At 52.8% G+C, this 21452-nt stretch carries 16 protein-coding genes; 4 read left to right on the top strand and 12 right to left on the bottom strand.

Annotated features, from left to right (window positions below):
• Positions 1 to 10: 10 nt before the first annotated feature.
• From ACSQ2Z_RS22700 to ACSQ2Z_RS22720, 5 genes are all read right to left on the bottom strand, one after another.
• The gene (locus tag ACSQ2Z_RS22700) at positions 11 to 1999 is read right to left on the bottom strand and encodes a hypothetical protein (RefSeq protein WP_436083491.1); all 1989 of its coding nucleotides are present in this window, start codon (positions 1997 to 1999) and stop codon (positions 11 to 13) included.
• 282 nt (positions 2000 to 2281) lie between these two features.
• Complete coding sequence (locus tag ACSQ2Z_RS22705) at positions 2282 to 3253, bottom strand: hypothetical protein (RefSeq protein ID WP_436083492.1); 972 nt, start codon at positions 3251 to 3253, stop codon at positions 2282 to 2284.
• A 17-nt stretch (positions 3254 to 3270) separates the two neighbouring features.
• Positions 3271 to 4314: a GDP-mannose 4,6-dehydratase gene (gene gmd / locus ACSQ2Z_RS22710; RefSeq protein ID WP_436083493.1), complete on the bottom strand. Its 1044-nt coding sequence runs from the start codon at positions 4312 to 4314 to the stop codon at positions 3271 to 3273.
• Between the two features lie 14 nt (positions 4315 to 4328).
• Positions 4329 to 5243, bottom strand: a complete 915-nt coding sequence (locus tag ACSQ2Z_RS22715) for an NAD-dependent epimerase/dehydratase family protein (RefSeq protein ID WP_436083494.1) — start codon at positions 5241 to 5243, stop codon at positions 4329 to 4331.
• Between the two features lie 13 nt (positions 5244 to 5256).
• The gene (locus tag ACSQ2Z_RS22720; RefSeq protein WP_436083495.1) at positions 5257 to 6264 is read right to left on the bottom strand and encodes an STELLO glycosyltransferase family protein; all 1008 of its coding nucleotides are present in this window, start codon (positions 6262 to 6264) and stop codon (positions 5257 to 5259) included.
• A 278-nt stretch (positions 6265 to 6542) separates the two neighbouring features.
• Here ACSQ2Z_RS22720 and ACSQ2Z_RS22725 point away from each other — a divergent pair, with 278 nt between their 5' ends.
• Positions 6543 to 7808, top strand: a complete 1266-nt coding sequence (locus ACSQ2Z_RS22725; protein WP_436083496.1) for a polysaccharide pyruvyl transferase family protein — start codon at positions 6543 to 6545, stop codon at positions 7806 to 7808.
• 54 nt (positions 7809 to 7862) lie between these two features.
• On the opposite strand, the gene ACSQ2Z_RS22730 is transcribed toward ACSQ2Z_RS22725, so the two are convergent.
• From ACSQ2Z_RS22730 to ACSQ2Z_RS22760, 7 genes are all read right to left on the bottom strand, one after another.
• Positions 7863 to 8537, bottom strand: a complete 675-nt coding sequence (locus ACSQ2Z_RS22730; RefSeq protein ID WP_436083497.1) for a hypothetical protein — start codon at positions 8535 to 8537, stop codon at positions 7863 to 7865.
• Positions 8538 to 8588: 51 nt separating this feature from the next.
• Positions 8589 to 9920: a glycosyltransferase family 4 protein gene (locus ACSQ2Z_RS22735; RefSeq protein WP_436083498.1), complete on the bottom strand. Its 1332-nt coding sequence runs from the start codon at positions 9918 to 9920 to the stop codon at positions 8589 to 8591.
• A gap of 403 nt (positions 9921 to 10323) precedes the next feature.
• Positions 10324 to 11109 carry an ABC transporter permease gene (locus ACSQ2Z_RS22740; RefSeq protein ID WP_436083499.1) on the bottom strand — a complete coding sequence of 262 codons (786 nt, stop codon included), beginning with the start codon at positions 11107 to 11109 and terminating at the stop codon, positions 10324 to 10326.
• 30 nt (positions 11110 to 11139) lie between these two features.
• Complete coding sequence (locus ACSQ2Z_RS22745) at positions 11140 to 12438, bottom strand: hypothetical protein (RefSeq protein WP_436083500.1); 1299 nt, start codon at positions 12436 to 12438, stop codon at positions 11140 to 11142.
• Between the two features lie 161 nt (positions 12439 to 12599).
• Positions 12600 to 13757: a polysaccharide biosynthesis/export family protein gene (locus tag ACSQ2Z_RS22750; RefSeq protein ID WP_436083501.1), complete on the bottom strand. Its 1158-nt coding sequence runs from the start codon at positions 13755 to 13757 to the stop codon at positions 12600 to 12602.
• A gap of 166 nt (positions 13758 to 13923) precedes the next feature.
• Positions 13924 to 14982, bottom strand: coding sequence for a polysaccharide pyruvyl transferase family protein (locus tag ACSQ2Z_RS22755; protein ID WP_436083502.1), 1059 nt, complete (start codon positions 14980 to 14982; stop codon positions 13924 to 13926).
• Between the two features lie 4 nt (positions 14983 to 14986).
• Positions 14987 to 16057, bottom strand: a complete 1071-nt coding sequence (locus tag ACSQ2Z_RS22760; protein WP_436083503.1) for a polysaccharide pyruvyl transferase family protein — start codon at positions 16055 to 16057, stop codon at positions 14987 to 14989.
• A 253-nt stretch (positions 16058 to 16310) separates the two neighbouring features.
• Here ACSQ2Z_RS22760 and ACSQ2Z_RS22765 point away from each other — a divergent pair, with 253 nt between their 5' ends.
• The 3 genes from ACSQ2Z_RS22765 to ACSQ2Z_RS22775 all read left to right on the top strand — a co-directional run bounded on the left by ACSQ2Z_RS22765 (position 16311) and on the right by ACSQ2Z_RS22775 (position 21215).
• Positions 16311 to 17438 carry a glycosyltransferase family 4 protein gene (locus ACSQ2Z_RS22765; RefSeq protein ID WP_436083504.1) on the top strand — a complete coding sequence of 376 codons (1128 nt, stop codon included), beginning with the start codon at positions 16311 to 16313 and terminating at the stop codon, positions 17436 to 17438.
• Positions 17439 to 17448: 10 nt separating this feature from the next.
• Positions 17449 to 18162 carry a hypothetical protein gene (locus ACSQ2Z_RS22770; protein ID WP_436083505.1) on the top strand — a complete coding sequence of 238 codons (714 nt, stop codon included), beginning with the start codon at positions 17449 to 17451 and terminating at the stop codon, positions 18160 to 18162.
• 302 nt (positions 18163 to 18464) lie between these two features.
• A complete protein-coding gene (locus tag ACSQ2Z_RS22775) occupies positions 18465 to 21215 on the top strand; it encodes a glycosyltransferase (protein ID WP_436083506.1) in 2751 nt (916 codons plus the stop codon).
• Positions 21216 to 21452 lie beyond the last annotated feature (237 nt).

Consider the following 21452-nt stretch of genomic DNA (forward strand, 5'->3'; position numbering starts at 1 on the left):
TTCCGCATACTTATTCCAATAAACTGTTGGGTGGAATCCCAGTATTTAGACCGTGATTGAGGAAGTGCTTTACCGACGAACCGGATTGAACTCCCCCATATTTTGAACCATACCAATCTTCATCGAACAGACCTGAGGATACCAAGCCGTGCTCCAGCTTTTTAAGTCGATAGTTTTGCAGACCGGGAATAGCCTTGCAATCGACCACAGATGCACTCAGGAATTGGCCGATTTGCCTAGCCAGAGAGCGCTTGACCGTGGCCCAAATCTTCCTTTCGTTTACGAATTCTGTCGTCTCTTGGTCCAAATAATTGGTCAGTGAAGCTATTTCAGCAAACCGCTGCTCAAGACTGGCGGCAAGCTTGTGACACATCGTTTCCGCTGCGCGAAGTGCTTTTTGACTTTCAGCATTCGAGGAAGCGAGCCTATGATTTGAGAGCCGTGATTGCTGCAGTTCCGATCGAACTTGCTCGATCTCAACAAGGAGATCATCTAATTCAATCTTTTGGCGAGCTCTTAAATCTTCGCACTCATTTAGATTTGCAAGGGCCTCTTCGCGCGCCCTAAAAGAATAACTGTTGCTTTCTTCTAATTTAGAAACCTGCAAAGTTAATCTATCAATCTCAGAGAATGGATTTGATCTATTAAATGTTTCGCGAACGCTTGAAACATCAAGTGCGGAAGCGGCGAAATCGATAAAGCTAGCAATTCTGTCTTTCGCGCTCGGGATATCGGACGGTGCGTACATGGCGAAGCGCCAAATTAACTTGGAAAAGTCGGAAAGATCAAATTGGGTCGGCGCGCCTTTCGCAATGCCGACGTGGGTTTGACGATATCCGGCAGCAATAATTGCACGCCCTCTTTTTAGCCTTTCCTCCCATCCGTCTCTGTTCAAGGCTTGCAACAACGTTTCGGACAATTCTTGATGAGATCTGGCTTCATAACAAATGTCGCGGCCTGTTAATTGTCCGTTGCCGAGAGTTACAACAGGTTTGCCTTTAATCAGCGAGAGGATTTGCGTCGAAGACGTTAACGTGACGCAGATGTCCGAGTGTTCAACTAGGCTGTAAACATCTATGTTCGGCATCGCAGCTTTGTAGAATGGGGCATCGCCATTGGAAGCATCAAAGTAAGAGGCGCCGTGAGGCTTGATCCAAAGGCTACCGCCAAAATTTAGTTCAGTCAGCGATTTTTCGACGGCGGCAGCGCCATCCGAACTGCTTTTTATCCAAGTTCCCTGGAGATCTCCGAGAACATCGGGGCTGAAAGATGCGCCGCTGCCGATATCATGTGATCCCAGATAGAGAACACGTGGACGAGGGGAGTTCACAAAATGTGAACGCACCTGGTCGTCGGGCTCACGGTTTATCTCGGGGTAATGGCGATCTGTTGCTGAATTATAGTATTTCTGGATGGCATACCAGGCACTTGATATTTCGGGATCATCCAGGTCTGGATCCACCAGCGCCAAAGTCGTGTTAAAATTAGACAACGTGCCCTGTCCGAGAGACGAATAGGAAATGGTATCTTCAAGCAGCCCTCGCTCAAAAACAAAGGCGGGTCGCTGAAATCGTCTGGCGATATTGAACATCATGCGCGCCATCGGGGCGGTTGCTCCCCAGGATAACATCACTGACGGCTGCATAACCGCGAAAGCCTTCTCCCAGAAAGCGTTCGCACGCAAAACCAGCAACTCAGCTTCCAAGTCCGAGATCTTGCTTCCCCAAGCGCGGTCAATTCCAATCAATTCCGTTAGGGACAACGAAGATTGCGGAAAAGGCACCGCCGCTGCATAGGCTGCATATCTCCGGCCGGTTTCCGCGATATAAAAAGGCACGTCTATAACTGTGATGTTGGGATAGTGCTGTTGGATCGCCGGATCTCCGAACAACACTAGCTCTACATTTTTCTCAGCGAGGTGCTGCTGGATCTCCACAATTGCGTCGTAAACCTTGTTGGGCGGAGACAACCAACAACAGGCCCATGCGACAGCACCCAAGCTAAGCCTCCTCAATCCATGTCACGCATAAACGTTCGTTTCATAACACGAGTTGCGTTATCACTGATATTCCATCCGGGCAATCAGCGCGGTAGGCCTTGTCCCCCCACGTTTGTTCGTTTGTTCGGTGTTGAGTTTGCTCATATGGTTACGGCTGGACCTCACGGACAGGGTCAATTCCGTCATTCCGTTCAATCTGGGCCTTTGGTTAGAAGGAAAAAGGCCCCATTGTTTAGAGGGCCTTTGGCGCAAAGAGAAATGGCGGATATCGTCCAGGGGGTATCAATATCTCAGCATGTTCAGGTTCTTATCGCAGAATCGGACAAGCGCCTGCGGCGAACGATCGAATTCCACCTGTTGATTTTCCCCGTACCGCAGAAAAGCGAAATCCGGATCGCCCTCGTCATTTCTGATAATCACTAGATTGGGGGTCAGATTTGTCAGGCTAGAGTACAGTCCAAAATGCGTATCGGCTTGGCGAACCATCCCAGATGTCCGCGACATCAAGACAATATCAACCAGAGCGTCGCGAGCCGATGACGCCTGGCTCGTGTCCAACGCATTCGAAGACTTCTGGTAGGTTATGATCCTTTCGCCGAACCGTTGCTTGATGAATGACTGCGTTTCATCCGAATTAGTACAAAGTAACACATTAATTTTATCGTCCTGGCGTATCATTTTCTCGATTATGCTGCAGAAATAGTCATCACTGATCGAGCCATACAGCCGCTGTTCATTGGCATGGGCACCATCCGAGATTTTCACTTCCCGGCTATACGGGCGGCGAATATGCAGCGACACGGTATTTCTGGGGTCAAATTGAACTCTGTCGGCGATGTCCGAAACACTTTTTGACGGCCTCAAGATCCGAGCATAACGACCGATGTCGAAAATAACGCCCGCGTCAGGAAAAAAACTTCTATTCCTGCCTTCGTTAGGGTGGGTAATGATAGCATGTGTTGTCAGCCAAAAATCACTACCTGCAGGTGGTTTGGGTAGAACGGGTTCATTGTCCCATCCCGCGCCACCAAATCCTATACGCGTACCATTGGAATACTGTGAGCGCTCCCTGGGCGAAACCAGATCGAATTTATTATCGAATAGTTCCTCGAACTCGGCCCCGCACTCTGTGGCAGATTCCCAAGAAAGCTTAAAACCTAAGCCATAATAGTTTGCTAGACGGAGCCCGGAGGTCAAAGCCATAAGGCGGTTCGTTAGACCGCCAAGGCATTCCACGATCAGATTGTCAACCATTTTTACTAACCTAAAATTCAGACCCTAGGAATGACACCGCTCAAATCAGCATCAACCATTTCCTTAACGAGATCACCAAAGCTTGTGGTATGGCTCCAGCCGAGCTCAGACCTTGCCTTCGAGGGGTCCCCCAAGAGAAGATCAACCTCGGATGGGCGAATGTACTGAGTATCGATACGAACAAGAATCGCGCCGGTCGACGTGTTGATGCCGACTTCATCAAGACCATACCCGCGCCACTCGATTTGAATGCCGACATGGCCGAAGGCCAACTCTACGAACTCCCGCACCGTGTGCGTCTCGCCTGTCGCAAGAACAAAATCCGAGGGTTCGTTGTGCTGCAGGATCCGGAACATGCCTTCAACGTAGTCGCGGGCGTGCCCCCAATCTCTCTTCGCATCAAGATTACCAAGATAAAGGCAGTCTTGGCGCCCTGACGAGATCGCAGCGACAGCGCGCGTAATTTTCCGGGTAACGAACGTCTCGCCCCGAAGTGGAGATTCATGGTTGAACAGGATCCCGTTGGAAGCGTATATCCCATAGGCCTCGCGATAGTTTACGGTGATCCAGTAGGCGTAGAGTTTGGCTGCAGCATAAGGACTGCGTGGATAGAACGGCGTGGTCTCACTCTGAGGTACAGCCTGCACCTTGCCGTATAACTCGGAAGTAGAGGCCTGATAAAATCGGGTCTTTTCCTCAAGCTTCAGAATCCTGATAGCCTCCAGAAGCCGTAGTGTCCCAACAGCATCCGAATTCGCTGTGTATTCGGGCGTCTCGAAACTAACGTGCACATGGCTTTGTGCCGCAAGGTTGTAAATTTCATCAGGTTGGATTTGCTGGACGAGTCGAATGAGATTTGCAGAGTCAGTTAGATCGCCATAATGCAGAAACAAGCGTGTTTCTGATGAATGAGGATCCACATACAAGTGATCAATTCTGGCGGTATTGAAGGAAGACGACCTTCTCTTTATGCCGTGGACCTCGTAACCCTTGGAAAGTAGGAGCGATGCCAGATAAGCACCGTCCTGTCCGGTTACACCGGTTATCATAGCTTTTTTCATAAAGAACGTTCCTGTTATGCTATGGAATTGTCTAGATACCAGCTCCAAGTCTCGCGCAGTCCTTCACGGAGATTGGTGCTTGACGCAAAACCAAGAGATCGGATGGAAGAAAGATCGTATTGACGGAGTAGCTGTCCGTTAGGCTTGTCAGTCGCCCACAGAACTTCACCTGGGAAACCGGAAACCTCCTTCAGCACGTCTACAAGTTGTCTTATAGTACTTGTTGTCCCGCTCGCAATGTTAAATGGGCCGATACCTCTCTCCGCAACAGTGATTAGCGCATCGGCCGCGTCCTCCACAAACAGGAAATCCCTTTGGGGCGTTCCATTTCCCCATACTTCCAACGGAGTGCCTGCCTTCATGGCGTCGTGAATTTTACAGATCAGCGATGGGACAACATGGCCATAATCTTTATCGAACGTATCACGAGGGCCGTAGAGGTTTGTGAGAATGCCGTACCCGTAGTCTAGGCCATATTGCCTCTGATAAGCCTGTAACTGCGTCAGCATGGCTCGCTTAGCGACGCCATAGGCGACCTCAGAGTGATGAGGAGGTCCCTCCCAAATGTCGGCTTCCTTCATTGGGAGCGGGACGGTGTCGGAATAAATTGCAGCAGTCCCAACGGCGACGATTTTTGATGCACCAGCTAGCCTTGAAGCCCGCACAACGTGTGTGTTGATCAGAATATTCTCGTCAAAGAATTCTGCAGGGAAAGCACTGTTGCCGCCAAGGCCTGCTACTTTTGCGGCGCAGTGAAACACGATCTCTGGATTAGACCTCTTAAAGAACTCGATGACATCATCACAGCGGAGAAGATCAACGTCCGATCTACTAGCTGAAATTACACTATATTTTCCGGAACTGGAAAGCCTACGGACGAGCGCCGACCCAAGCATTCCAGATGCGCCAGTAATGAGTGCGACTGTCATTTTGACCTGCCCATCAGAGAAGATGTTCGATGTCGTGCGACCAGGCCAAGAGGAGTGACTTTTCTTCTTTTCCGACCAAGCCCTGACCTATCAACATATCATAACACTTGGCCAAGTTCTCAAGCAGGTTTCCAGCCCCAGGTATGAGTGCCAAATCGAGCAGCTTATTAGCTATTACGTTGTTATTTAGATATCCTGGAACTTCTTCAGCAAAATCGCGCAGAAGGTCATGTTCATTTCGGTCCTGATAAACCGACGGGCTGTGGAATGAAAGTGACCAACCGCATTCCCAGCCAATGCGCTGCGCGATCAAACTCCTCCAAATGTCACACACGCGCCATGAGCAATTAAAGGGCAAATACATGAGTGGGAACGCGTCTCGCCACCAGGTCGTATTTTGGCTGTTGAACGGACACCATACGCCCTGCGCCAGAGAAACCCTCTTGTTCTGATCAAATTTAACGGGAAGCTCGAACAGGAAACGGTAAACCGCGTCGACGTCAGGATCATCATCTGCCAACCCCTGTTGGATCGGGCTGTCGACTTTCACCTCCGAAATCGTGAAATTGCTTTGCTTCGCGGCCTTTACATTTTCTAAAGGCAGACCACGAGGCCAAATGGGGCCCTCGGTGAAATGATTGTATGCGTTGAACCACTTCCCGCCCGCAGCGCTTGGGGATGTAAATTCCCTCTCCCTCGGGCCCCAGAAGTTCGCCATCGGTATATTGTCATCGTCAGTCTCAACGATGATTTCAGAACGCTGCGCAATGGCTTCCAGATAGCCAATATTCTTTCGAGCATAGTGTTTCGTGGGCGCGATACCAGCCAGTCTGTGTCCCAGCTTTCGTTGCTCGTCGACGGAATAGTACGCGCACCTGTCCAAAGAGAAGTCGGTCGGGCTTTTAGTGTCTCCGATCACGATGAATCGCGAATGAAAGTCCGCTCCAGCAGATGCAATTTCCTTCAGAGCTTTTGTCGGATGGTTGATTGACGTCACAACAACGGAAATATTATGTTTCATTTCAAGCCCTTAGAATGAGTTTCGGCAGCTGGATTGTGAGCGCTTATCGCATATCACCACAGTTAAATCCAGCCGCTCCAAATCTAGACCGTGAGTTTATGGCGTTGAAGAATAGAAGGGTGTCTTCCACACAGTGTGCCGGTAGAAGCGGCGATGGGTCGGTCAATCCCGCGCAAACGCTCTTTAAAGCTGACCAACGGCGACGCCCGGCGTACCTCCAACCGGCGGCACCTGCCCGGGCGCTCCTACAGGTATCCGTTCCCAGGACCCGTCGCGAGATGGGCTCAGCTTACCACTTACGGCGGTGCTTGCGTTTGGATCGAACGAATTTGTCCGTCAGCTCTCAAAAATGTCTGCCCGTTCGAGAGCGACTTCAGGTCCATCTTGCAGAAAAGCGAAAGGCCTCGTACGAAACGGACATGAGAGAGCATCTCGGGAGAAACTCAGTGAAGTCGATCTTTAAGGCGCTAACAGCACGCAAAACAGGCGGAAAATCGAACGGGCTGGCAGAATATGTGCGTCGTCATGGTAAGGTTCCCCTGTCCTGGGCCGGCTCCACTTCCAGCATGGACTATCTCAACATCGGTGATGCTCTCAGCGCAGTCATGGTGGCACTTTTGTCGGGTCGCGATATCGAGCGCGTCCCCTCAAAATCGAATTCGCTGCGCATGGCGTGCGTCGGGACGATCGGCCATGGGTTTGCCGGTGGAGAAGTATGGTTCTGGGGAACGGGCGCGTCGATGTGGAAAAATCCCTCCGCACCGCGCAAAGATTGGCAAGGCTTCAGCGGTGCCGGTGAAAAAGGGTTTACAGTGACCGCAACACGCGGCCCGGTGTCGGAGCATCTACTGACGGGCAAGCCGGAGGGAACGGTCGGTGTCTATGGCGATCCGGTGTGGTTGCTGCCACGATTCTATGCGCCGGCGCCGGTCAAGAAATGGAAGTTGGGCGTTATCGTCCATCTGTCCGAATTGGCGGATCGCGATCCCGAGACCCACGTGAAGTCCGAGCTCCAGCGCTATTCCATCCCAGAGAGCCTGAAGGACCGCATCCATCTGATCAATACGGTGACGCCAATCAGCATGACGTCGATCAAAGATAAGATCGATGAGATTTTGGCCTGCGATCGAATCGTGTCCACGAGCCTTCACGGCATGGTCTTTGCCGAAAGCTACGATATCCCGTGCCTGCACTTTCCGCCGCACGGTCCGAAGCAGGGACTTCATGTCCGGAGTCTCGACGCCAACTGCGATCTCGATTTGCGTATCATCGACCTTTATCGAGGCCTGGGAATGACCGAACTGCCGGTTTACGCTCAGGACCGCAACCATGTGACCAATTGGGATGACCTGATGGCTGCGATCGATAGCGTCTGGGTGCCCAAGACATTCAATGCGCAGGCTCTTCTCGATGCCTTTCCGCTCGATCTTGCTCCGATAACGTCACCGGCCGGCGGAACGATCTGGGATCACCCGATCCTGCAAAATCTGGTTCTGCAGCATGACGTCAACGAACTGAAGCGCATGGACAAACTGCGCGCGTAGAGAAAACGAAGGCGCAGCTTTCGAAAACGCTTTTGAGTGTCTTGCACGGCGGCGTCAGCGCGATTTGCTGCTTTCAATCAACGTCAGCACAAGCGCGGAAAGCAACGTCAATGGCGTTGTGGCCGCCGTCTGGGGTTTGGAGCTTTGCGTTGGGGTAAGGCCGACCTTCCCGACCGGTTTGTCACTTGCGTCAACGCCACTATTGCCGAGAGTCCACCAGCCCTCGCGCAGGAGTTTTTCAACAACGAACGCGGCGGCGTCGAGTGATCGCGATGGAGAGCCAGGCGGTAGAATATCAGCGGATGTCGGACTACGATCGGTCATCACCGCGTAATAAACGCGCCTGATATCATTATCGATGTCGTCATTGCCCTCAGGCGCGGTGTTTATTTTCTGCCGCAGTTTGCGCAGATCGTTGACCGTGACCGCCGTACTGCCCGCTATGCCAGACAATTCATCCGCAAAAATGTCCGGATTGCTTCCTTCACCCGTAAACAGTTCGGAGAGCGCTGAACCGGGTGCCGCCTGACGGTTCCGGATCACTTTGGCGGCTCCGCGAATGCCATCCCGAAATGCTTCTTTCCGCATTTCGGCCTGTTCTGCGACCAGGGCCGAAGCTGCGGAACAGATCTCAAGAAGAAGGGCTGCGGCCTGTTGATCACCCATGGTCTGCGCCGCGTTCCTCGCCTTTGCGAGAAGATCGTCTAGGGAAGACTTCTGATCGGTCATCGGCGGTCTGATTTCTTCGTCACGAGAGTGCGTCTGGCGATCCCAAACGTGTCACTTGAACTTGGCATAGAGATTCTGAAGACGCTCAGCGTATTTCTGTGGAGAAAACAGCTTGGCGCGCTCTAGACCGACCGTCTCGTAATGCTCCATCAAGCCGTCGTCGTTTGCCAGGTCTTTGATCGCTTGCGAGATGGAATTAACATTGTACGGATCAACGATCAACGCGCTGTCACCGGCGACTTCTGGGTTTGCGCCTTCGTTGCCTGTGATCACCGCCGTGCCCAATTGCATCGCCTCGAGGATCGGCAAGCCGAAGCCTTCGTACAGCGAAGGAAACACAACTGCCCTGGCGCACCGGATCAATGACGTCAGCAGATTGAGGGGCAAATATTCCAGTCGAATGACCGACGATGTCTTCGAGACATGGCTGATCGTCGGATCCAGAAACGGTTGCTTTCGCGCCGATTTTCCCAAGTCCTGCGGAACGCCGAGAAGTCGGAGCTCATTGGCATTTTTCCAGACCAGCTGACCGACAATCACCAGCGGAAGGCGGGTCTGGCTGGCGAGGTAGGCTTCGATAATCCGAGCGACGTTCTTTTTTGGCTCGATTGCGCCAAAGAAAAGAAAATATTGCTTGTGTTGGAGGCCAAAAATCGATGAGACCTCTTCGCGGACGTCGTCCTCTTTCCGGTTCAAAATGTAGCTGGGAAGATTGACCGCCTGATAGGTGTTCGTCACGCGGCTTTCGTCAACCCCCAGAAGTTCGATGATATCTCTCTTCGACACTTCCGAAACGGTGACGATGTGATCGGCTCTTTCGCTAATACGCCGAACCTTCTTCAAAAACTCCTTCTTGTTGTCGAGCGTCGCATAAGGCAGCCGCAGCGGAACAAGATCATGGATTGTATAAAGATTGGCTGCATTCTTGAGCGTAACCGCCAGCGGATAGGTCCAGTGGGCGATATCGGCGCTGCCCGGATAATCCACGTTCAGAAACTGACCATAGGTCCGAAAATGCCAGCGGGAGACCGTGTACAGATTGCGTGAATTGAAAATCCGGTCGTGTGCGGGAAGGCCGCCTGGCGTGTTTCGGGCGATGACTTTGCCGGTGATCGGGACACGGTTTGCGGTGACCCCAAATGGCGATGTTATCAGACGCTTGACAATGTCCTGCGTCTTCATCGGTTTGACAGATGGGTCAAAAAAGCTCACCTCCGCAAGGAGTTCGTTTTTCCCGGCCGATGACCGTACGCCATACATCAAATCCACCTGATGCCCCAGCGCCGACAGCTGCGCACTCAGGTTTCGGGCGTAAGTGGCAATCCCCGTGCCTTTCTCCAAGGCGAGATTGTAGCCATCGACCATGACACGAGCTTTAGGCATGAAACGTAGATCCTACTTGTGGCTTGTTGCATCGGCCTGCAATGTGCTGAGGCCAGGCCGAGCGATGGTTGTTCGTCTTTAGGCTTAAATGACGGAACCGTCATTGCTGGCCTGAAGAGATGCGACCCGCTATCTATGCGATTGCCATTTTGGAAGCAACCTTAATGCTGTCGCCGGGAATGGTGCGCAGCCGCGATAGAGAGCCTGACCCGCGCCTGGACAGCGTATATCGTGTGCTGGAATGCGCCAATCAGACAAATCCTCATCTATGTCAGCGACCCTGACCAATTCCGGATCTGAACAATACCCGTTTGGCAAAGCCGTGGCGTCATCTGTCTGGACCCTATTTGATAAGTCCGGATGTTCATTTAACTATCGGAGGCCCACCCAAACATTTCTAGCTTTAATGTACCCTGTGGTTTCGCAATGCCCGTTCCAATGCTAATCCAAGCATCATGACGGCAAATGTCCAGCCGAGCATGTAGTTCATTGACATCAGATGGGTGGGGTAGGTTGGATAAAACGCCGTCCGGAACAGGGCGACGAAATGCATGATTGGATTATAAGCCAAGATATCCTTGATTTGCGGCGGCATGTATTCAGGAATGTAGAAGACAGCGCTGAAGAATATTTGGATACGAGAAAAAATCGCGAAGCAAAACTTCCACAAGGGAAACAAATAGGTCAGAAAGGAATTAATCAACCCAATTCCGAAAGAAAACATCGTGATTAATACGAGGAACTGTACGATCGCAATCGGATTGTATGGTATTGCATAGCGCGACAGATCAAAGGCGCTAATCATTGCAAAAAAGCCGAGAAAGGCGAGGGTGAAGGATAGAAACTCTACGACACTACGCGCGATAGAATAGTCAATCGCCTCCACGAACGGAATGCTCGTCACTGCTTTGGATGCCTCGATCGCCGTGGCCGCCTTTATGCTGATCGTTCGGAAAAAGAGAACCGGAAGAATCCCCGTTGTAATAAACAACAGCAGACTGTCTCCGATCATCAAATTGCGGTGTAGAAACGTAAAAATGATCCAGTGACCAATAATGAAAAACAGTGCTTCCAACAAATCAAACAGCTGCATGAATGCATGCTTGCTGTTGCGCAGTCTGACTTCCCGGATCGTCAGCGCACTGACGATCCTCATTTGCCTGGACAGACCGAGCGCAAGTGCATTCATTGACGTAGGAGCTCCAGCTGCCAGCAGCAATTAAGCATGGTCACGGATGCTGTAGTAGACGAGCGTCAATACCACCCAGGCACCAAACACGGACAGAAACACCAGGAGCGTGTCAATAAAGGTGCGCGGATATGACGCGATCTGTGGTAGCCCCGGCTGAACATAGGTGGCGAGATAGGTCTGGTTGCTGTTGGCTCGCATACGGGCATTTTCATAGTTCGTCAGAGACGACTCATAGAGTTTTGTCGCGATTTCGACATCCGTCTGCAACTGATCGTATTTGGTCACCCGTTGCGCATCGTCCAATGCGCCAGGCTTTGATGCGTCGACATCGGTGATCTGGGACTGCAGAATTTCGATCTGTTCTTTCGCAGCGGTGATCTGATTCTTGAGGACGGTAAGCCGCGGAGACGTCGGATCCATATCGCTCGAAAGCGCGGAATATTGCGCTTCCAGCGCCGACAAATCGCCCCGCAGCTTGTTGTTCAGCAGCATCTTTCCTTCGGCTTCCTTGCGAACATCAATACTCTTCTGGCCGGAGCGCAGTTCGGTTTCGCGCTGGCGAACCTCCTTGAGCCGCGCCTCGGCGCGATCCAGTTCATTTTTGGCGAAAGCCATCTGGCTCTGACGTGCCTTTTCGGAAATGTCGTTGACGAGCTTTTCGCATAGTGCCTGCAGTGCGGTGGAAATCTTGAGTGCGTCATGCGGAGAGAACGCCGTGACCTCAATCGTGTTGATGCCCGTCATGATGTCGTAGCTCGTCGAAACCCGCTTGCGCCAGTAATCAATCAGACGTTCGAGAGAGACGTCATCAGAAAGACGGGAGAATCTGTCGGTGTTGTCTCTGGAATAGACTTCGCGCAAACCGACGCTCTTCTCCAGCGCTTCGACAGCATCACGGCTGAGGGCATAGTCGGATACAATATAACTGTTCGACATCGCCAAAGCCGTATCTGCGGCGACGGAGGAGGATGTCATAAAGGCGCTATCCGTTGGCCGAACGGAGAAGCGGAACTCTGACATATACTGTGGAGACGCCACGAAAGCGAAATAGAGAGCGCCAATGATCGTCGGCAGGATGACCATCAGGAGAAAAGAAATCGATGTACCAGAAAGGCCACTTTTAACTTTGGCAGCCATACCCGTAACGCGTACCGATTTGTATGTTACGGTTGTTTTGCGAGGAAATTGCTTGGGAATGGCGACTGGCGCTGCCGCGGGCTGTTGACGGACCGGCCTTACCTCATCGAGCCGCAATACCAACGCGCCCGTCTCATCCGGGCGAGCATGAGACTTTTCGAGCTTCGCCGACCGGTTCGTATCCTTCAACGTCGTCTCCTGAACTGGGCGCAATCATCGCGGCAAGGGAGCCTCATAACACAGTTCCACCAATGGGAAAAGCGCAACGGGAATACCACCGCCAAAGACGTTGACCGATGGCGCTTTAAGCTTAGTAAGTTGGCAGCTTTAAGACGGATCGTCTCTCAATGCTAATTTCTCAAATCAACGAGGGTGTTTGAAACAGATGCAGCTTGCGCGACCGGCGCAGCGGTCGAGCTGACGAGCGTTGCAAACTTGCGAACCTCGGCAAGAGACGAGTTTGCGATGTAGATGAGGTCACGATTGCGCAGATTAAAACTCTTCAACAGGAAGAAGCCACTCGGATCGCTAAGATCAACCTGGTAAATGACGTTGGTGGTCGGTCCATACGCAGAGAAACTCTTTTCCGGCATGAGCTGACGGAGCAAATCCGTCGATTCCGTCCGATAAATGAAGACGCCCTTCGCATTCGCCCGCTCGTCGTTCAGACCGCCGACTTTCGCCAATGCCTGGTTCAGGTAAAGTTGGGACTCGTCAAACTGGATCGATGCGTTGGCCGTAGACGCGCCAAAAACCGTAAAGCTCCGCGGCTGACGGATCAGTGCGACGACATCATCCGGCTGAACGTAGATGTTTTCGTTCGGATCGGAGATCAAGCGCTCCATCGGAATGGTCTCGGTCCGACGGCCACGCGTGATCTGGGCAGAAAGCTGATGGGATTCGATACGCGGGCCTCCAGCCATGGCAATGACGTCGAGCAGTTTTTCACCGCGTGGGGAGAGCGGAATTCGCCCGCTACTTGCCACTTCGCCCGTCACCGTGACCGTGTTGGACACGTTCTTGACCACACTCACAAGAACCTGAGGCTGAACCGCCATGCGAACGAGGGCCTGTTCAATCGATTCCTTGACCTGTTCCGGCGTGCGGTTTGCAGCCTTTATAACACCGGCATAAGGAACGGAGATCGTGCCGGATTCCGAAACCGGCTGCTCGGGTATCTGGGTTCCGCCGCCGCGGCTCGAACTTGAAAACAACCCCTCTGGTGACGCTTCCCAGATGGAAATAATGACTGTGTCACCGACGCCGATTAGCGCGGAGCTGCGTTTTTTGGCATTTCCAAGCGACGCAGCGAGCTGTCTGTCAAAGCCCTGGGCCAGAACGGAGACGACATTGGGTGTCACGTTGATGAGCGTGTAGGGCGCATATTGATCTTTGGCTTCGGCCTGGATCTTGTTCGCGCTTGGGCCGGAGCTCGGCATCGTGCACGACGACATGACAACACAGGCAACAGCCAATGAAAGTTTGGCGAATTTATCCAAAAACAGCATATGAACCCTGTATCGCCGGACTTGCTGCCAAGCCCATTTTCATAATCAAATTCCGATGCCGCATTGGATATATCAACACCAGCACGTAAACAATGACATCAAAGCCGCACTTCAAGAAAACAACAGTTTTGAGTTAAAAGTGACGCAACAGGGTTTGCCATTGCGATCAATAGCGGTTTCCCTGCAACACGTCTTGTGAATACTGCCAAACCTTGTCCTTGAACTGAACCGCGCGAGGAAGGGGAAACGCATTGAAGAGCGCTTCTCCTGTGTAGCTCAGTGGCTGCCAATGATTGTCGATGAACGCCATTGCCTTTTCCCAATCCGTTCCCTGATGAAGCGGGTGAAGATAGCTCAAGACCGTATCCCGATCGGCGCCGCCATAAAAATCGATCATACGATGATCGATCGACCGCGAACCGTCGATGGGCAAAAACCCGGACGCGCCGTGATTGGTTGAAAACCAGGCGCAGGGGATGTTGTACGTCTCAGCAATGACCAAACCGTGAAGACTGGTGGAAAGAATACGCCGACAGGAGACGATCTCCTGAACCTTCTCGCGCATTCCAGCAATATCGGCGCCGGTATATGTATTGATTATCTTGATGTTTTGGGAGAGTTCCGGTGGGATCCTGTAGCGTTCGAGGTTCTTGCGCACGCATGCGCGCGCGGTTGCCTCGTCCAGTTCGGAAATGTGGACGATCACACCCAGTTCGAATTCCTTCTTGAGATCGGCAAACGGAAACACGCGTGGCAGGAACCAGACCGGATCGCCAAAAATGTCGGGAACCTCCACACCGAGCTTCCGCAATCCGGCCGCCGTCTGTTTCCCTCGCACCGCATGGACGACCAGTTCCGTATTCTCCGGAACCTTATACTCGCCGATGACGCCGGTCGGTCCTCGCTTCAAATCGAAGCCGGTGCCCCAAACGTGGACCTTGGCCCCATACTGGGCATGGCCGATGGTTCCGACAGCAGTCATTCTTTCGTTGTCGTGATTGAACGCGGCAGGCTCTATTTTCCGCCCGGAAATGGCCGATACCATGACTGCACTGAGCGCGTCGCCGAGGTTCGCATCGGGATGCTGCCCGGTAGTCCAGACCCAGGAGAGACGGATGCGCTCGCTCTTCGTTTCGTTGTCCTTCGAAAGCACGCCCTCCGCGGGCGACGTAACCTTCCGGCGAAACAGCCGTTTTGCAGCGCCCAGACCCACCGAAACCACCATCCTCTTATCGTGCCCGCCGCAAAATGCGCGAAAGCAGACCGTTCCTAGCACGTACGACCAGCCCCGCTTCTCGTTTCGTCGGGACGGAACGAATTAACGGATGATCGAACGCGCTGCCGGTCGCACCTTTTTCCAGCATGGCCAAAGGAAGCGGAAACGATTCGATGAGTGGATCTTCAGAGAGATATTTCGGCTCCCAGACGTCGTCGATGGTCCGGATCAGGGCGTCCCAATTCGTTTCTTCGGTACGCGGCTGGTACCAGACATCGAGATGATCCTGCCCTAAACCGCGATAGAGATCGACAAAACGCAGATCTAGCCCTTCTTCGCTCACCAGATCGATGCGTCCGAGCCCTGCTGTTTTCGCTCTCGGAGAGAAATAGAGACAGGGGATACCGTAGGATTCTGCGAACACCATTCCATGCAGGCTTGTGGAGACAATGCGTTTGCAAGCCAGAATTTCGTCTAGACGCTCCCTTAGGCCAGCGATCGAAACCGGCGTTACCGTATTGATCAACTTGATCGCCTGGCGATCTTCGGCCGCGATATCGTGGCGCTTCGAACCGGCTCTGGGATGCGCATCGTGCTCACGGTCCGCCAGTTCCGACAAATGAAGAATGACACCCAGCTCATAAGTCTTCTTTTTAGGGGCTTCGTGAAAGCGCGGCAGAAGCCATAGGGGATCACCGTAGACGGCCGGACCGGTTGCATCCGGCGCAAGGATGCGCCGGCTAAACGGTCCGCGGGTAGCGTAGGCATGGATCCTGGTATCTGCAGGCCGGACGTAAGGGACTTTCGGCTGATCGGTTTGATTTGGGTTGGCGTTGGGCGATGTTCCGGTTCCCCAAAACGATACGTTTCCGCCAGCAAACATATGACCGATGGTGCCGACTGCCGCCAGCCGCACCATATTCGACTTGGATGCGGTATGATCGACGGCCAATCCGGACATCATCGATACGATGACAGGTGACAAGGCGTCGCCCAGATTGAGATAATTCTGATCACTGCTGGTCGTCACCCATGAAAGGGGAATTGACTTTTTGGAGTGAACGATTTCAAGGAGTTCTTGCAACAAATTTCACCATTTTCGGCTTTTCCGGATAGAACTGGGATCGTTGATATTCCCGCAGAATCCACCGCCGTTTCAGTTGCGGCGGCGTATACCATATCGATTTAATATGCGAAAGTGGCGCTTGTGGGAGCAAAAAAACGAGCGGTTGGCTGAGACGTCGTTCTCTTCCAATTGTTGAAAATGGCCGTTTCTAGACTTGTAGGCATAGATGTATCGTCTTTCAATGAGGTCACTTTCGATCGAAACACCTCGGGTGCTTTTCGACATTTCACGCCTTGTACGCGGTTACGAGCAACCTTTTGGCACTGGTGTTGACCGAATCGATCTGGCGATAGGCCTGGACCTGGCAAAGCGATTTGGCTCTGAGTGTTATTTCGTACATGCCGGCCGTCATGGCGTTTGCATTCTGCCGCAGGACCTTGGCAATGCCGTTCTCCAACGCCTCCAGCATATGTGGAACGGCGATCCCTCTTCATTGCAAGCGGCAGGCCGGTTGACCAAGCTCCGCCTCAAATATGAACCTTATGTCCGCAGCCGTTTTCTTCCCCAGGGCGACAAAATCGTGTCGCCGCTAACAACCTACGTCGTGGCTTCGCATTCTGGGTTGGGAAAGGTGAAGGATGGGATGAGCCGCCTTGATCCGCTTCGGAAAATGCAGCGTCTGATTTATATCCACGATCTGATCCCCATTGAGTATCCGGAGTACCAACGGCCGGAGACGAAGCAGCAGTTTTCAGACTTTTTGAAGGAGTTGACGAACGCGCCGGTGATTGCCGTAAGCAATTCGAACGATACCGATCGACGCGTCAAGAAATTTGCGGCGGAAAATGCGTGGCAACTCGCTGCAACCGACGTGGTTGTGCCGACGCTGGATTTCAAAAAGACGCCGGCCACGCCCTTGACGCCGCCTGTCAGCGCATTCCTGCAGAACAACAGCCCCTATTTTGTCATTCTTGGAACGATCGAACCTCGAAAAAACCATCTTCTGTTGCTCCAGATTTGGCGAGAACTGTCTCAACGTGAAAACCCGCCGCGTCTCTGCATTATTGGAAAGCGGGGCTGGGAAAACGAAAATGTGGTAGACATGCTGGAGCGTTGCCCGGCCATAACGGACACGGTATTCGAATTCGCTGATCTATCCGATTTTGAAGTTCAAACAATGCTGCAACACGCAACCGCGCTTTTGTTCCCCTCCTTTGCAGAGGGGCTCGGGATTCCCATGTTGGAGGCGGCAGCCCTCGGCGTTCCATCCGTCGCCTCCGACATTCCGGTGTTTCGTGAAATTGCACCAGCCTGCACGACCTTTTTGAATCCTCTGGATGGAGCAGGCTGGCTCGCGGAGATCGTTTCGCGGGTGGGCGATTGCACAGCAACCAGATGAAAGACCAATCTTGACCGTCAGTTTTACGAACGTTCACAAAACGCTGCGCAAGAAGACGTCGCGGACCAAGGTCCTTGAGGGCGCGGATGCGGAATTTGCCGGCGACCGTCTCACCGGCATCCTTGCACCTCCCGGCAGTGGCAAAACGACGATTGCAAATCTGACGACGGGTAAACTGCGCGCCGATACTGGCCGCGTGCGACGATCATCGCTGGTTTCGTTCCCGGTTGCCTCCGGTGGTGTTTTTAACGGCGCTTTGACAGGTCGAGAAAATCTCGCGTTCCTTTGCCGTGTGTTCGGTTTCGATCCTGTTCCAATCATCCGCTTCGTCGTGGATTTCACCGAGATTGGAAAGGCAATCGACAAGCCGTTCAAGGACTTGAACCGCGATGAGCGCACGAAACTTCTGTTCACATCCTGCTACGCTATTCCGTTCGAGACATACATCGTCGATGAAAGTTTGATCGGTGGGCGCGGTTCCTTTCGGGCGCGATGCGAGGAGCTTGTTCTGGAACGAATGCAGTCTGCCGGCTTCCTGATCCTGACTTCCTCTCCCAGCCTGATCAGAAAATACTGCAATGACGTTTTCGTTATCAACCGGTGTAAAATATTGGAGATGCACTCGGTAGATGAAGCGGAATCACTGCTAGGCGCCAACCGTCTGCGCGAGGGAAATGGTGAACTTGAACTTGTCGGTGACACGGAAGAAAGCCAATTTTTGTAATAGACGTCATTTCCGTCATCTGGCTATCTTTCCCGCTCATTCGAAGTCACGAGATTTATCTTTTGCCGTGTCGTGACGTGTGCCCCCAGGGTTTCTTGAAGCATTCGCTTTGATTGTCCGCGGAATCGCTTTGAGTACGCATAAGGGATGCTGTCGAGTTGGTGACGACTATCGCAGTACAGCCCTGCAATTCCGGCACTAACAGAATGGATCGCTCCCAGGCGCAGATCAAAATTTGATAACCCATTCAAAGTGAATTACTCAAACCGGAACCATTTGCGGGTCGAGACAGGCTTTTCTGCATGAGTTTGAACGAAAAGACATCGTCAAATATTGTCGATCAGGCAGATCGCTTTCGAGACCAAGGACATTGGCTGGAGGCCGCTGCACTGTACGGCAGCGTTCTGGAGCAGTGCCTCTCTTCCGGGCAAACCTGGACGCAATACGCCCATATGTTAAAAGAAGGCGAGCTTTTCGAGGAGGCCGCCAGCGCTTATGCGTCAGCCGTGTGTTGTGATGGAACCGACCCTGATCCGCGGCTTCATCTCGCTCATCTACTCAAACGTCTTGGTCGGAGTGCGGAAGCGCTTCAGGCTTTTCGTGCGCTAAGCGCGTTACCGGATGCACCGCAGGTCGAACAGGAAATAGCGGGCCTTGCCATTCAACTGATGCAGACGGAGCAGAAGGCGCAGGCTTTTTTTGCCTCCAATGAAACTCGGCCCGGCTTTGATCTCTGCCTCTCTGGCTTTGAACGTTTGCAAAGGCTTGAAAAGAAACGTGTAGCGGATATCGCTCAGAAAAACAGCCAATACGAGGCGCAAGATAAAGAGCGCAAATTTCCGCTTGCTGCGGCATTCATCGAGCTTCGACGCCTGATGAAGCAACGCTTCATACAAGCGCGCCTCGATCCGAAAGCGAATCTTGTGATTCGTGATGATCTCTATGTCGCGACAACTGGAAATCCGCAATTTGCGGTACGCGTCGATGGCTATTCCCTGCAGCCTGGATGGTTCGAAGTCGAGATTGATCTTCTCGGACACTCTTCCATGTCTTTCGATCCAATCCTCTATATCGAGCACAGGTTTGAATGGGCCGCGTTTTCGACCTTCCGGCTGAAACCGATGGGTGAAGGCAAGTTTCACGCGACCGGGGTTACCGAAAGCCCCGTTCTTCGTCTTCGGCTGGACCCCGCTAGCCGTGAGGGTTTTTTCACCGTCCGGGCCTTCAAACTGCGGCAAATCAGCTTGGCAAAAGGCCTTTGCCAAGCGTATCGCCAAAACCGGGACACTGCGCAAAAGGCACTCCGAGCGGTGGTAACGCACAAGGGTCGAAAACGCTTTGCGCGGAATATCGCTGATAGTCTAAAATATGTCGGCCCTGATCGATATCACGCCTGGATCGCTTTGCACGATACGCCAACCAGCGAAGAAACTGCGCGGCAACGACGAGCTATCGTCGGTTGGCCGACGCAACCGCTGATCTCGCTGATCATCGATACCGAAGACCTTCTCCTGCCCGAGCTGGAAGCAACTCTTCGATCGCTGAAGGATCAAAGTTACGACAATTGGCAGCTGCATCTTCCGGTACCTTCCACTTTTCCAAAAGAAGAGCGCCGGTACCTGATGAGTTGTGCTCAAACCGATCCGCGGATGGTTGTGCATTGGAAAGATAATCAGCCGACGATGAAAAGCGTGCTGTACAAATGCGACGGCCGCTTCATCGTTTTCGCCAAAGCGGGGGACGTTCTGGCACCCTCGGCTATTTATGAAATCGCTGAACGTTCCATAACGAAACCCGAGGCCCGGCTGATCTTCAGCGACGAGGATTCCATTGAAGCAGGCGCGCGGCACTCGCCGCTGTTCAAGCCGGATTGGGATCCAGACTACTTCTTTGCGTCCAATTATCTCGGTCGGTTCGTGGCGTTTGAGGCGGCTCTCATCGAAACCTGCTGCCTTCCATTGCTCACGCTGCCTGAACTCGATGTCCACGATCTCATCTTGCGCACGACCGAGATACTTTTGCCCAATGAGATTACACACATACCGCATGTCCTTTACCATCGAAGATCGCCGGCGCGCGCAAGTGGCCAAAATGTTCTACCCTATCCGATGACGTCTCGCCGCCTTCAAGCGCTGGGCGCCAGCCTGATACGACAAGGCAAACAGGTGACTGTGGTGGAAGAGAAAGGCGGTCTCGCCAGAGTGATCTGGCCGCTGCCAACCCCGGCGCCGCTGGTCACGCTGATTATCCCGACGCGCGACCACCTTCCTCTTCTCCGAGGATGCATCGAGTCTCTTCTGAGCAAGACGGCTTATCCCGCCTTCGAAATCATCGTTGTCGACAATGGCAGCGTTGAGCCTGAAACACTCCGTTATTTCGATGTGTTGCGTGCGATGGACAATGTTCGTGTTCTCAGTGCGCCAGGCCCTTTCAATTTTTCCTGGTTGAATAATCTTGCTGTCGAGCAGGCGCAGGGAAGTGTCGTTTGCCTGGTGAACAACGATATCCTGGCAATCAACAGCGAATGGCTTCAGGAAATGGTATCGCACGCCATACGGCCAGACATCGGGGCGGTGGGAGCCAAACTGTTGTACCGGACCGGACAGGTACAGCATGCAGGTGTCGTCTGCGGGATCGGTCTGGTGGCGGCACATCCCCATAAATATCGCTCTGGCGATGACCCTGGCTATATGGGACGCTTGGCGGTGACCCAGTCGTTTTCGGCGGTCACTGCCGCATGCCTTGTCGTCGAGAAATCGAAATACAATGAGGTCGGCGGCCTTGATGCCGAAAATCTGACGGTTGCTTTCAATGATGTCGATTTCTGCCTGAAACTGGACAAGGCTGGATATCGCAACCTCTACACGCCGTATGCCTCGCTTGTTCATCTAGAAAGTGTAACGCGTGGCCTTGATACCTCGCCGGAAAAAACCCGGCGCTACAAGTCAGAGGCTGATTTCATGCTGAGAAAATGGGGTGATCGAATTCACAACGATCCATTTTATAACGTAAATCTAACAGCCGATAGGGAAGATTTTTCGATTCGAGACTAGGCATCACCCTTCCGCTTCATCAAGGTATACGGTTCGATCAGCCGGAAGGGAATCTTGCTAGAATGAAGGTCGCGCGGGCAGGCAAAGGAGTGGCTTAGACACATTATGTCCGCATTGGCTGGTGGAGAGAAATCAGGCAGGTAGTAAATCTTGCCGGCGTCCTCATTGGACACGAGATTATCATCCGGAGTACCTATCTCGACGGCTTGCGGCGAGATCGCAATCCTTACGACGGAC

This window comes from Pararhizobium sp. LjRoot235 (genome assembly GCF_964254145.1).
In the GTDB taxonomy this organism is placed as follows: domain Bacteria; phylum Pseudomonadota; class Alphaproteobacteria; order Rhizobiales; family Rhizobiaceae; genus Pararhizobium.